Raw genomic sequence first — 12,515 nt, 5'->3', positions numbered from 1 at the left:
CGATCAGGCTGTGATCAGGCCAGGCTGGTGAAGTCGATGGCGACGGAGGCGCCGCGATCGACGGTGAAGAAGGCGGCGTCGAGCCGGGTGCCGAGCTCGATGAGGCCGACCGCGGCCAGGGGCACCGGCTGGATCAGGCGGACCCGCCACGGGGTCGGCTCGTCCCAGGCGCGCAGCTCCAGGTCGAGGCGCAGGACCGGGTCGTCGCGGCCGGTGTAGTCGGCGGCGATGGGGGCGACGGCGAGGACCGTGGCCTCGGCGCGACGCCCGTTGGCCAGGATCTTGGCGGCCGCGCTGCGGCCCGACTGTGGCACCTCGGGGATGAACAGCACCACGCGTTCGCGATCACCCGGATCGACCCGGCAGCCGACGGCGTCGCCGGGCTGCATCCATTCCAGGTCCTGGCTACGGACCCGCTGCCGCACCCGCGCGTCGTAGGCCAGCTCGCCGGGCAGCTGCACCCGCACCGAGATCCGGTAGCCGCCCTCCCCGCGCCGGGACCGTACCGACAGCACGGTGGCGGTCGCGGGCAACCCCCTGATCAGCAGTTCCCGCCGGGAACTCTCCGCCAGCAATCCCGGCCGCCGCCCGAACGCCCAGGCAAACCGGTCGAACAGGGTCCGACCCGAGTCGGCCACGGCGAGGCTCATAGCGAAAGCGTAATGCGAACCACCTTCCGACAGGGGCAAATTCCCCGCACCCGCCCGCACCTACAGTCGCGATCAAGGCGCGAACCGCGCGCGGTCCCGATGCCGCCGACCCGGCGATCCGGCGCATCCGCCCGAGCGGACGGCGGCTACCCGGTGGCGACGATCGCCGGGCGCCCGATCCCGGGCCAGCGCCTCGGCGACCACGCGACCGCCGACTCGGCCGGCTTCCGACCCACACATCCTGAGCAAGCGTCCAACCGACCGCGCGCACGAGTGGGCCGCCTCACAGCCGCTCCGTGACCTCGCCCCCGTGCGCGTTCGACCATCGGCGGACCACTAAACTCGCCCCCATGACCAGTGCGTTCCCGACCATTCCCGCCGACCTCAAGCCCGCCGACGGACGGTTCGGCTGCGGCCCGTCCAAGGTCCGCCCGGAGCAGCTGCAGTCCCTGGTGACTGTCGGCGCCTCGGTGTTCGGCACCTCGCATCGCCAGAAGCCGGTCAAGGACGTCGTGGCGCGGGTGCGCAACGGCCTGCGTGAGCTGTTCTCCCTGCCCGAGGGCTACGAAGTGGTGCTCGGCAACGGTGGCACCACCGCGTTCTGGGACGCCGCCGCCTTCGGCCTGATCCGCGAGCGCTCGCTGCACCTGACCAACGGCGAGTTCTCCTCGAAGTTCGCCTCGGTCGCCAAGGGCAACCCGTTCATCGGTGACCCGATCGTCGTCTCGTCGGAGCCGGGCAGCGCGCCCGAGCCCGTCTCCGACCCCTCGGTCGACCTCATCGGCTGGGCGCACAACGAGACCTCGACCGGTGTGTCCATCCCGGTCTCGCGTCCGGCCGGTTCGGAGAACGCCCTGATCGCCATCGACGCCACCTCCGGCGCGGGCGGCCTGCCGGTGAACATCGCCGACTCCGACGTGTACTACTTCGCCCCGCAGAAGTGCTTCGCCGCCGACGGTGGCCTGTGGATCGCGATCATGAGCCCGGCCGCGCTGGCCCGCGTCGAGGAGATCAAGGCCTCGGGCCGCTGGACCCCGGAGTTCCTGTCGCTGCCGATCGCCATCGACAACTCCACCAAGGACCAGACCTACAACACCCCCGCGCTGGCCACCCTGCTGCTGTTCGCCGACCAGATCGAGTGGATGAACGCCAACGGCGGCCTGGACTGGACCGTCAAGCGCACCCTGGACTCGTCCTCGCGCCTGTACTCGTGGGCCGAGTCGAGCTCCTTCGCCACCCCGTACGTCACCGATCCGGCGCACCGTTCGCAGGTCGTCGGCACCATCGACTTCGACGACGCGGTCGACGCCGCCCAGGTCGCGAAGATCCTGCGGGCCAACGGCATCGTCGACACCGAGCCGTACCGGAAGCTGGGCCGTAACCAGCTCCGCGTCGGTATGTTCCCGGCGATCGATCCGGAAGACGTTTCGCAGCTGACCCGCTCGATCGACTGGGTCGTCGGTCAGCTCTGAGATAAGACCGCAATCAGGGCCGGTGCCCGATGAACATTTTCCGGTTCATCGGGCACCGGCCCTTTGCGTCGGGTTCTCCAGGGGTTCGCAACATTTGCATTCGAGCACACCGCCGCGAGCCGGTATTTGATGTTGATCTATCACCAAACTCCCTGCACACGACCAGGATTCGTATGGTGAGCCGATCAGATTAGCGGGACCTGGGGTCCCGGTGCGCGATTTCGGTCGTGCGTGTCTGCTGCCGCGGGCAAGTAATGTGCACTACTGTCTAGGAAAGTGGGCGGTGTCGTAGCCGACGCGATAGGGAGGTAACGGTGCGTGAACTTCGAGTGATCGGGGTGACGCCCGACTCCACGCACATCGTGTGCAGTGACACCGAGTCCGGCACCAAGTTCCGGTTGCCCGCCGACGACAAGCTCCGCGCGGCGGCGCGCGGCGACCTCGCACGATTCGGCCAGATCGAGATCGAAACGGAAGCGTCTATGCGTCCTCGCGATATCCAGGCCCGTATTCGAGCCGGTGCGTCCGTCGAGCAGGTCACGGCGGAGTCCGGGATGCCGGCCACCAAAGTCGAACGTTTCGCCTACCCGGTGTTGCTGGAGCGCGCCCGCGCCGCCGAACTGGCGCAGAAAGCGCATCCGGTACGCCCGGACGGTCCCGCGCTGGAAACGCTGCACGAGATCGTCACCGCGGCCTTCGCCGAACGCGGTCACACCATCGAACAGGCCGAATGGGACGCCTGGAAAGACGAAAAGGGATTCTGGGTCGCCCAATTGCAGTGGCGGCACGGACACTCCGAGATCGCCGCGCACTGGCGCTACCAGCCGGACGCGCACGGCGGCTCGGTCTCCCCGCTCGACGACCCGGCCAACGACCTGATCGATCCCGATTTCGGGCGCGCGCTGCGCGGGCTGGCCACCATCCTGCCCACCCCGGTGGAGAAGGCTCCGCCGATCGTGGAGCCGCCGACCCCGGTCGAGCCGCGCCCGCGCGAGCAGGTCGCCCCGACCGCGCGTCCGACGGCCCGGCCCGCCCAGCCGACGCTGGACGAGTACTACGAGCAGCGCGCGGTCGCCGCCGGTGGTGGCGCGGCGGCGATTCCGGCCGCCCCGGTCCCCGCGGCGCCGATCCCGGCGACGCCGGCGCAGCCGGTAGCGCAGCCGGTAGCGCAGCCGGACAAGGAGCCGGTGGCGAAGGAGCCCGCTCCGGAGAAGCCGGCGACTCCGGAGAAGCCCGCCGCCAAGCCCGCACGGGCCAAGCGCGGCAAGGCGCCGATGCCGTCCTGGGAGGACGTCCTCCTCGGCGTCCGCAGCTCCGGACACTGACCGCCGCCCCGGGGTTTCGGCCGGGCTGCGGTGCGGGGTCGGGGTTCGTCGGTGGGGTCGAGGTGGCCCGCTCCCGGTGAGTTATCCATGTTCTTGCGTGAGCTGGTGATTCGGTCGAGGTGGGAGGTGGTTGCCGGTGCTTTCCGCTTCCACGCTCTGGTATGTCGACACGCCGGATCCCGTGGCCGTGCTGCGGGAGCGGCCCGAGCCCGACCCGGCGGCCGCCGCGGCGCTGGCCGGGCAGTTGTACGCCGAGCACGATGTGCGGCCGATCATGATCGGGACGCTGAACGGGTGCGCCGCGCCGGATCGGGACGAGGTCTACATCGGGTGCTATCCGGGGCTGACGGTCGTGTGCACGGCCGAGGCGGCACTGGTGCGGCCGACGAAGCTGCCGGATCTGCTGGTGCGCCCGCTCGCCTCGGAGCACACCTACCTGGTCTCCTTCGACGCCAAGCTGCACTGGGGCGCGTTCGCGCACTGGGAGCGCGGGGAGTTCCGGCGCTCGTTCAGTTCCACCCGGGTCGACATCCTGGAGAACGAGGGGCTGCCGATGGTGTGGGAGCGGCCGTTCTGGGCCGGTGACCATCCGGTGCCGTGGCAGGCGGCCGACCATCCCGGACCGCAGTCGCTGCCCTTCGATCCGCCCGGCTTCGCCGACGCCGCCAACGACGAATGGCTCGGCTTCCGCTACCGCACCCCGGCCGAGCCGGGCGGGGTGATCCCCGGCGACCTGGCGGTCTGCGGCTTCACCCTGTACCCGAAGGGTCAGGCACCGCAGCCACCACAGCTGCAGACGGCCAGCCCCGGTGCGGCCACCCGGCGCAAGCGCGGCCTGTTCGGCTGGCTGCACCGGACCGACCGGGTGCTGTGAGCCGGTTCAGCCGAGCTGTTCGCCGACCAACGTCAGCCAGCCCAGCACCACCCCGAGCGCCGCGCCGGCCAGCACCCACCGCACCACCGGCGTGAACCGCCAGCGCCACGCGGTCGGCGCCACCCCGATCGCGGCGACCACGTTCACCGCCACCGCGAGCAGCCAGTGGACGGTCGCCAGCGCGGCGCCGAACGCGTACACCGCCACCGCACTCAGCACCGCGACCAGCACCACCACCGTGACGCCCGCGGCCCACGGCACCGAATCCGGTTGCGCGCGATAGGGACCGTCCGGTTCCTGCTTCACGATTTTCGCACCCGCTCGTAGAAGGCCATCGCCGCCGCGGTCGCGACATTGAGCGAATCGGTGCCCGGCGACATCGGAATTCGCGCGCGAACATCGGTGGCGCGCATGGCTTCTTCGGTCAGGCCGGGGCCCTCCGCGCCGAGCAGCAGCGCGACCCGCTTCCCCGTCATCGCCGTCGCCAGGTTCACCGCCGCCGGGTTCGGCGTCAGCGCGATGATCTGGAAGCCACGCTCGCGCACCAGCTCCAGCCCGCCCGGCCAGGTCGGCAGCTGCGCGAAGGGCACCCGCAGCACGTGCCCCATCGAGACGCGGACCGCGCGCCGGTACAGCGGATCGGCGCAGCGGTCGCCGAAGAGCACCGCGTCCGCGCCGAGCCCGGCCGCGTTGCGGAACATCGAGCCCAGGTTCTCGTGATCGTTGACGCCCTCGAGCACCGCCACCGTGCGGGCGCCGTCGAGCACGTCGTCGACCGACAGCTCGGCAGGTCGCGGTGCCACCGCGAGCACGCCCCGGTTGAGGTGGAAGCCGACCACCTCGGCCATCACCTCGGCACTGGCCCGGTAATACGGGAGGTCGCGGCCCGCCAGGTCCTCGGCCAGCGCCTCGTAGCGTTTCCCGACGCCGAGCAGCGCGCTGGGGGTGAACCGGGAGGCGAGCATCCGCTGCACGACAACGACACCCTCGGCGATGACCAGGCCCTTGCGCCCCGGCAGGTCGGGCCTGCGGTCGGCGGAGGACAGGTCACGGAAGTCGTCGACCCTCGGGTCGGCGGGGTCGTCGATGTCGATCACTTCGGCCACTGGACAATCCTGGCATGATGGATGCATGAAGATCGTGCAGTTGATCTTGAACATCCTGTGGGTGGTGCTGTGCGGTTTCTGGATGGCCCTCGGCTACCTGCTGGCCGCCCTGATCTGCTTCATCCTCATCATCACCATCCCCTTCGGTATCGCGTCACTGCGGATCGCCGGTTACGTGCTGTGGCCGTTCGGGCGCAGCGTGGTCGACAAACCGGGCGCGGGCGCCGGTTCGCTGATCGGCAACATCATCTGGTTCATCTTCGCGGGCTGGTGGCTGGCGATCGGTCACATCGCGACCAGCATCGCGCTGGCGGTGACGATCATCGGCCTGCCCTTCGCCTGGGCGAACCTCAAGCTGGTGCCGCTGTCGCTGTTCCCGCTGGGCCACGAAGTCGTCGACTCCGACGAGGCGCGCTGATCACTCGGACTCGGCGACGATCTGATTCATGATCTCGACCGCCCGGTCCAGGATCTCGATCTGCTCCGGCTCCAGGCGCGCGAGCTGATCGGTCATCCAGGCCTCGCGGGCACTGGTCTCGTCGGCCACCAGCGCGCGCCCGGCTGGCGACAGGGAGACGATGATCTGCCTGCCGTCGGTCGGATGCGGACGGCGCTGCACCAGGTCCAGGTCCGACAGCGACGCGATGACGCGGGTCATCGACGGCGGCTGCACCCGTTCCTTGCCCGCGAGCGCCCCGGGGGTCATGGCACCATCACGCGCCAGCGTCGCCAGAGCCGACAGCTGGGTGAGCGAGATCTGCGCGTCGGCACGGCGGCCGCGCAGATGTCGCGTGAGCCGTACGACGGCCAGTGAGAGATCACCGGCCAGGGCACGGACGTCCGATGGCGTTGTCACAGTGCAGAACTCTACGGTACGTCCGCGCCACCTGATGGGTTTCACGCGGCTACTGTTTGGGTATGGATAACGGTCACGTCAGCTCGGCGGTCCCCGAACTGCCCCGAAGTCTGGTAGATCCGCGTCCGGTGGTGGTGGCCGGATTCGTCGCCTGGCTCGTCGCGACCGCCCTGGTGTGGCTGAATCCGGCCTGGTCAGAGGCCAGGCCGGTGTGCCTGATGGGGCTGGCGGTCGGCGTGCTCGGCGTCTCGATCTACCTGGCCCAACTGCGCTCGGCCCGCCGTGGCGACAAGGGCGCGCAGGTGGGTCTGTCGACCGACTAGCCGGTCACCTCGAATTCGGCGCTGGTCCCGGTGACCGGACGCAGCGCGCCGTCGGCGCCCAGCGCGTCGGCGTAGTGCACGAACCGGTGCACGCCCGTGGCGGTCGCGGGCACGTCCCAGGTGAACCTGGCGATGGAGACCGCGTCGCCCTCCTTGCGCCAGTGGAATCGCACGTCCCACTCGCCCTCGTTGGCCACCCGCGCCCAGTCGCCCGCTCCGGTGCGGCGCTGCACCTCGAGGAAGGTGTCACCGCGTCGCGGGTTGTGTTTCGGATGGGCCGAGACGAATTCGACCGCCACCCGCTCGCCGGGCGCGCACCGCGCGGGCGGCTGCACCAGGACGTCGCCGAAGCCGCGGCCCTGCGGGGTCGCGTCCGGGCCGGGGACGGTGGCGAAGTTCGGCTGGAGCGCGGAGACATCGCGCGGCGCCGGACCGCGCCCGATCGCCCCGCCCGCGACGAACGCGGCGGCCAGCCGGGCGAACTCCTGCTGATACGCGCACAGCGTGTAGCGGCCGAACAGCGTCGAGGCGCCCTCGTACTGCTGCGCGTCGTACTCCTCCGGCGTGGTGACGTACTCGTGGTAGGAGTTCGCGTAGCCCTGCAGCAGCACCTGGTCCGGATCGACACCGAGCACCGCCGCCACCGCCCGCCGCACCCGCAACCCGGCGACGATGGTGAACTCAGCGCCCGCCGCGGCCAGATAGAGCCCGCCGATCCGGATCAGCTGGATCGGCACCACATTCGGCACCCAGGCCACCGGCGGGAGCAGACCCAGCGGCACCGCGACCGCCTTGGGCGCCTGCGCGTCCGCCAGCCACGCCGGGTGCGGATGATCGATCCCGCCGAGGAAGTCGACCATCGGATTGCGCACGCCCTCGGGAATCGGCCCGCCGGGCAGGCCCGGCCCGTCCTCCACACTGCCCGCGGCCAGCGAAACACCCGCGGCGGCAGCCGAAGTGCGCCGCGGCGCCCCGTCGGGGGTGAAGCGACCGTCCACCGCGATATCGGCCAGGTCGATGTAGCACAGCGACGCGGAGACCGAGGCCGCCATCGACACCGCGTGCGCGGCAGCCGCTCTCGACGCGTCGTGCTGGCGCTCGCCGAGGATCCTGGTGTTCTCGAACTCGTCGGTGGTGGGTCCGTCGCCAGGGCGCAGATTCAGATTGGGCGACATGTCACCGGCATTGGTCTGCGCGAACGCCGCGATGTAGGACGGCGCGCCGTCGAGATGCCGCACGCCGTGCTCGATGTGTTCGGCGGCGAAGCTGGCGTAGCCCTTGTTGTCCGAGCTGATCAGCCGGTTGGCGTTGGTCATGGAGGTGTTGTGGGTGGCGAACCAGGTCAGCGCGCCGACCTCGCGGCCCGCCCTGGTGAAGACCAGCGTGGTCACGGCCGGGTCGATGGCGTCGGGGAACACCGCGCGATCGCCCTCGGGATTGCGCTCGAAGGCGACGCGGGACCGGTTCACGCTGGCGTCGTGCAGGGTCGCCCGGCCCAGCGCGATGGCGCCCGGTCCGAAATCGGCGTCGGCGGCGACGATCGCCTCGACGATGCCGTTCACCTCGGCGTCGTAGACCTGCTGCTGAAATCCCAGCGTCGCCAGCGTATAGGCGTAGTCGTGCGCGGAGCCGCCACAACTTGCATGGGTGTGGGTCGAGGTGAGCACCACATTTCGCTCGGTATAGCGGTCACCGAAACGCTGCGCGAGGGCGAGCAGTACCCCGCCGTGTACCGAGCCGAACACCGCGCCGTTCTCCACCGCGACGTAAGCGATGCGATTTCCGTCGGCGCCGATCACGAACGCGCGTGCCCGGGGCCGCAGATGAATTCCGGCGGTCGCCTGATCGAGTTGCGAGTAGCCCATCATGCCGCATTCCGCGGCCGGGCCGGTGAGATCGGCGATGCCGAGCCCGAATTCGAATCCGCCCGGTTTCGGATCGGCGCGCGCGGCGGGGGTCGCGGCACCGGTGAGGGCCGAGACGGCGGGCACAGCGGCCACACCCAGGGCCGAGGCGGCCAGGACGGTACGGCGGGACACGGACATCAGGCGACTCCTTCGCAACTTCCGATTCGGAGACAACCACATCAACTGGTCAGATGTCCAGGATTTTCTCGCGGACCGGCGAATTGACTGTTTGCCACGCGGGCGCTTAACTCGCACACGTGTCCTCCCGATTGAGCGTCGAAGAACGACGAGCCCACCTGATCGAGGCAGCGATCGGTCTCGCAGAGAAAAAAGGCGTCGCGGGCGTGACCACGCGCGATGTCGCACAAGCAGCGGGCGTCTCACTCGGTGTGGTGCATTACTGTTTCGAAAACAAGGACGCACTGATGACCGAGCTGGTCAAAGCGTTGTCCATGGAATTGCGCGATTCCGTCGATGCCGATGATTCGCTCTGGGCGGATGCCGGAACCGGAAAAGAAGCGCTTCAGAAATTGGTGCGTTCCGGTTTGGAACTGATGTGGCGCAACATCGAAGCCACGCCGGAGCGTCAGCTGCTCACCTATGAGACCACCACTTACGCCCTGCGCGAGGGTGAGTCGACGCCGGCCAAGATCGCGATCGCCCGCGAGCAGTACGCGTTCAACGACACCACCGTCGCCGACGTCATGGACCACTGCCGGGAAGCCACCGCGACCACCTGGACCACCCCCGTCACCGAGCTGAGCCGGTTCATCCTCAGCGTCATCGACGGTGTGGTGCTGCGCTGGCTCGTCGACGACGACAGCGAGGCCGTGCAGACTCAGCTCGACCTGCTCGCCGCGATGGTGGCCGCGCACGCGCGCTAGCCCCGCGGCACCTGCACGTGCACCGCGTCCTCGGTGTGCCACCACGGCACCCGCACCGTGCCCGTCAGCGCACCGCGCAGATGCACCTCGAGCGTCTCGTGCAGGACCAGCGCGCCCGCGGTGTCCCGCGGTGACCACAGCTGACGCAGCACGACGCCCAGCGCGTCGGCCGCCCAGGTGGTCCGCCTGCCGGTGCCGAGCACCTCGGCGCTGACCTCCTCCGAGACCAGCGGCACGTCCAGCAGGGTCGCCAGCCCCTCGGCGCTGCCCGCGTCCCCGGCCACCAGCCGCTCCGGCGGGACGACCAGGCCGAAGCAGGGCTGGTCCAGGACCAGCACCGTGCTCGCGTCGACGACCGCGCCGGACAGCGCGCGCACCTGCTCGGGCAGATCCAGCTCGCGCGGGTCCAGCGCGCCGGACTCGACGGCGGCGGCCAGCCGGGCGTGGGTGTGCGCGATGACCTCGGGCGCGGGGGTTTTCGACGGATCGGCGAGCGCGTCGAGGAGTTCCTCGGCCAGTTCGGCCGACATCACGTCCGGGCGGACCAGCAGCGAGCGCAGCACGTCCAGGTCGGGGCCGGTGATGCCGTCGACCTCGAACGCCGGGAGCAGGCCCGCGAATTCGTCGTCGTCGGGATGGCGCAGGCGGCCGAGGGCGATATCGCCGATGTGCGCGTGCCGGTGCAGCCACCAGGCGGTGTAGCCGTCGCGGTCGGCGAGCAGGGCCCGGGTGCGCGGCTCCGACAGCAGCTGGCGCAGGGCGGCGGGCCAGCGGTTCTCGTCCACCAGATCGAGGTCGCGGACGGCGGCCAGCTCGCGCGGGTCCGCGGAAAGACCGTCCCACCAGGTGTGTTCGTCGTCGAGGTCGTGGTCGGGGCCGACCGGGTCGGGATCGGTGACCACCGCGAAGTCCCAGCCGACGCCGATCGCGCGCAGGGCGTCGGTGCCGTATTCGGCGACCGTGTCGGCGGCGACGTTGCCGAACGGTGAGTCCTCGACCAGCACGGCGGCCAGCGGCGCACCGGGGAGCAGCAGCTCGTCGGCGGGCCGCGGTTCGCCGGTGTCGTCGGGCAGTTCGAGCAGGCCGAGCCAGGGTGGGAGCAGCTCCGGGGTGGCGAAGGGCGCCAGCCGCAGTACCGCGTCGACGGTGTCGGGGTCGGCCGGGTCCTGTTCGAGCAGGTCGTGCAGGCCGGGGTCGGTGAGCAGGTCCTCCGCGGTGGCGCTGCGGGCGCCCAGCCGGGCCAGTAGGGCATGGGTGGCGTCGGGGTGCACCAGGCGGGCCCAGTGCACCGGAACGGCCACCGTGAGCTGATCGTCGAGGACGACGGTGCGCGGACCGGTGACGAGCCTGCCGTCTGCCAGCGGCACCGCCAGCGCGCCGAACTCCTCGGCGGTCCTGGTGTCGACCACGAACGGTTCGAGGGCGGCGTAGAACCGTTGCCACCAGCGCGGTTCGCGATCCAGGCCGCTCGACAGGTCGGCCAGCGACGCCGGGCCGAGGCGGTGCACGTCGAGGACGGACAGCTTCTCCTGCTGGGCGCGACCGGAGAGTTCCGGGATCAGCAGGGGGCCGGTGATATCGGCGAGCTGCGCCGCCAATTCCGGTGTGAGGTCCGGGAATACGCTGGCGCGGGTCGGGACGGCGACCTGGTCCGTCGTGACGCCCGAGAACCAGGCATCGAGACGAGCCGCGTCGGTGCCGGTGGTCGGCCCGGCCTGCGCCTCGACCACGCGACCGGAAGCCGAGGGCACGGGTGCGCCGAGCGCGAGGGCAGCGGCGGCCAGGCCGGGGTCACTGATCGCACGTGCCGTCTCCTCCCGACCTGCGACTTCGGCCAGGCCGGGGTCATCGAGTGCGCGCGCGATCTCCGAGCGGCCGGAAAGGCCCTCGTCGGCAGTGGCTTCCGGCAGGTCGAACCCGCCCAGCGCGATGGCCGCGGCTCGTGCGGCGTCCGTCGCGGGTGCCGGGGAGTCACCGGTCGGCGGCGATACGGGGTCGACGAGCTCCGGGTCCGCGAGCCGGGTGGCGCAGACGGGGAGCCATGGGTTGGTGCGGAGTTCGGTGGTGACGGCTTCGCGGAGGAGGCCGTCGGCCTCGCTGCGGGCGAAGCCGGGGGCCGGGACGAGGACCAGGCGGTCGCGGGGCGGGAGGGCGCGGGCGAAATCGGCGTAGCCCGCGGCCAGTTCGGACAGGCGGGCGCCGGGAAGCAGACGCCTGCGATCGGGCTGCATGGCGATGTCGGCCACCAGGATCGCGGGCAGGGACAGTTCCTCGTCGGAACGGGTGGGGGCACGCAGGACATCGGGGGCGGCGGCCACGGGGCGGCCCGCGCGCAGCGGGAGCAGCCAGCGCGCCCTCGGGGTGCGGTACTGCCACCAGCGCCGGGTGGTGCCGTCCGGCTGGGTGACGGCCAGTTCGGTGAGGCCGTCGGCGCCGAGATCGGTGCCGGTGCAGGTGAATTCGTCGGCGCCGATCCGGATGCGACGCAGGGCAGGCAGTTCCAGCAGCAGGTCGGTCGCTTCCGCGCGCAGCGCGGCGAGCAGGGCGTCGGCGTCGATGTCGTCGCGCAGGTGCACGACGACCTCGGTGTCGGCGCCGGCGACCGGGGTGGTCGGGACGGGCCAGGCCAGGCGCAGCACCGGCGGCTCGATCGTCGGCAGGTCCTCGGGGATATCGATGCCGATGTCGTGCAACGCGTTGCGGGTCGCGGTCCGGGAGAACCGGATCGAGCCGGTCGTCGACCTGACCTCGATCTCGTCACCCACCGACCGCACCGCCGTGAAGCCGACACCGAACCGCCCGACCTGCTCGGCCTCGGTCTTCCCGGAGGCACGCAAGGCGGTGAGCGCGTGCACGCCGGAAACACTCAGCGGCGCACCGGTATTCGCGACATGCAGTCGCCCGTCGAGCACCCGGACGCTCAGCTCACCCGCGACTCCCACCTTCGCCGCCGCGTCGGCCGCGTTCTGCGCCAGCTCGGTGAGCACCCGATCCCGGTAGCCCGCGGCCACCAGATCCGCCTCGGTCGCGCTGTCCTCGCGCAACCGGGTAGGCGAATCCCGCCAGGCGGCAAGCACTCCGGCACGCAGCTCCGCGGTGCCGAAGGGATCCGCCGATC

12 protein-coding genes are annotated in these 12,515 nt (G+C 70.9%); 6 read left to right on the top strand and 6 right to left on the bottom strand.

All coding sequences use genetic code 11. The features are described 5' to 3' along the window. Positions 1 to 14: 14 nt before the first annotated feature. On the bottom strand, positions 15 to 650 hold the full coding sequence (locus tag AB0L91_RS15515) for a hypothetical protein (RefSeq protein WP_365010392.1): 636 nt from the start codon (positions 648 to 650) through the stop codon (positions 15 to 17). Between the two features lie 350 nt (positions 651 to 1,000). Between AB0L91_RS15515 and serC the strand changes: the two genes are divergently transcribed. The 3 genes from serC (at position 1,001) to AB0L91_RS15500 (ending at position 4,321) form a co-directional block, all read left to right on the top strand. After that, entirely contained in the window at positions 1,001 to 2,122 is a 1,122-nt protein-coding gene (gene serC, locus AB0L91_RS15510) for a phosphoserine transaminase (protein WP_218716903.1), read from the top strand. Positions 2,123 to 2,436: 314 nt separating this feature from the next. After that, complete coding sequence (gene sepH, locus AB0L91_RS15505) at positions 2,437 to 3,447, top strand: septation protein SepH (RefSeq protein WP_365010389.1); 1,011 nt, start codon at positions 2,437 to 2,439, stop codon at positions 3,445 to 3,447. A 136-nt stretch (positions 3,448 to 3,583) separates the two neighbouring features. Further along, a complete protein-coding gene (locus tag AB0L91_RS15500; RefSeq protein ID WP_365010387.1) occupies positions 3,584 to 4,321 on the top strand; it encodes a hypothetical protein in 738 nt (245 codons plus the stop codon). Positions 4,322 to 4,327: 6 nt separating this feature from the next. Here AB0L91_RS15500 and AB0L91_RS15495 read toward each other — a convergent pair whose 3' ends face one another. Both AB0L91_RS15495 and AB0L91_RS15490 read right to left on the bottom strand, forming a co-directional pair. Next, complete coding sequence (locus AB0L91_RS15495) at positions 4,328 to 4,627, bottom strand: DUF2537 domain-containing protein (protein WP_365010385.1); 300 nt, start codon at positions 4,625 to 4,627, stop codon at positions 4,328 to 4,330. Continuing rightward, positions 4,624 to 5,427, bottom strand: coding sequence for an RNA methyltransferase (locus AB0L91_RS15490; protein ID WP_365010383.1), 804 nt, complete (start codon positions 5,425 to 5,427; stop codon positions 4,624 to 4,626). The genes AB0L91_RS15495 and AB0L91_RS15490 overlap by 4 nt, the downstream gene beginning before the upstream one ends. A 25-nt stretch (positions 5,428 to 5,452) precedes the next feature. Between AB0L91_RS15490 and AB0L91_RS15485 the strand changes: the two genes are divergently transcribed. Beyond that, the gene (locus AB0L91_RS15485; RefSeq protein WP_355271110.1) at positions 5,453 to 5,845 is read left to right on the top strand and encodes a YccF domain-containing protein; all 393 of its coding nucleotides are present in this window, start codon (positions 5,453 to 5,455) and stop codon (positions 5,843 to 5,845) included. Here AB0L91_RS15485 and AB0L91_RS15480 read toward each other — a convergent pair whose 3' ends face one another. Next, complete coding sequence (locus tag AB0L91_RS15480) at positions 5,846 to 6,283, bottom strand: MarR family transcriptional regulator (RefSeq protein ID WP_355271108.1); 438 nt, start codon at positions 6,281 to 6,283, stop codon at positions 5,846 to 5,848. 62 nt (positions 6,284 to 6,345) lie between these two features. On the opposite strand from AB0L91_RS15480, the gene AB0L91_RS15475 reads away from it, so the two are divergent. Beyond that, a complete protein-coding gene (locus tag AB0L91_RS15475) occupies positions 6,346 to 6,606 on the top strand; it encodes a DUF2530 domain-containing protein (protein ID WP_355271106.1) in 261 nt (86 codons plus the stop codon). Here AB0L91_RS15475 and AB0L91_RS15470 read toward each other — a convergent pair. Continuing rightward, positions 6,603 to 8,651, bottom strand: a complete 2,049-nt coding sequence (locus tag AB0L91_RS15470) for a neutral/alkaline ceramidase (RefSeq protein ID WP_365010379.1) — start codon at positions 8,649 to 8,651, stop codon at positions 6,603 to 6,605. The genes AB0L91_RS15475 and AB0L91_RS15470 overlap by 4 nt on opposite strands. A gap of 119 nt (positions 8,652 to 8,770) precedes the next feature. On the opposite strand from AB0L91_RS15470, the gene AB0L91_RS15465 reads away from it, so the two are divergent. After that, a complete protein-coding gene (locus AB0L91_RS15465) occupies positions 8,771 to 9,397 on the top strand; it encodes a TetR family transcriptional regulator (protein ID WP_365010377.1) in 627 nt (208 codons plus the stop codon). On the opposite strand, the gene AB0L91_RS15460 is transcribed toward AB0L91_RS15465, so the two are convergent. Next, positions 9,394 to 12,474, bottom strand: a complete 3,081-nt coding sequence (locus AB0L91_RS15460; RefSeq protein WP_365010375.1) for an ATP-binding protein — start codon at positions 12,472 to 12,474, stop codon at positions 9,394 to 9,396. The two genes, AB0L91_RS15465 and AB0L91_RS15460, sit on opposite strands and share 4 nt — an antisense overlap. Positions 12,475 to 12,515 lie beyond the last annotated feature (41 nt).

Source organism: Nocardia sp. NPDC051833, from assembly GCF_040681225.1.
Lineage (GTDB): Bacteria > Actinomycetota > Actinomycetes > Mycobacteriales > Mycobacteriaceae > Nocardia.
This window is presented reverse-complemented; position numbering and strand designations above follow the sequence as displayed.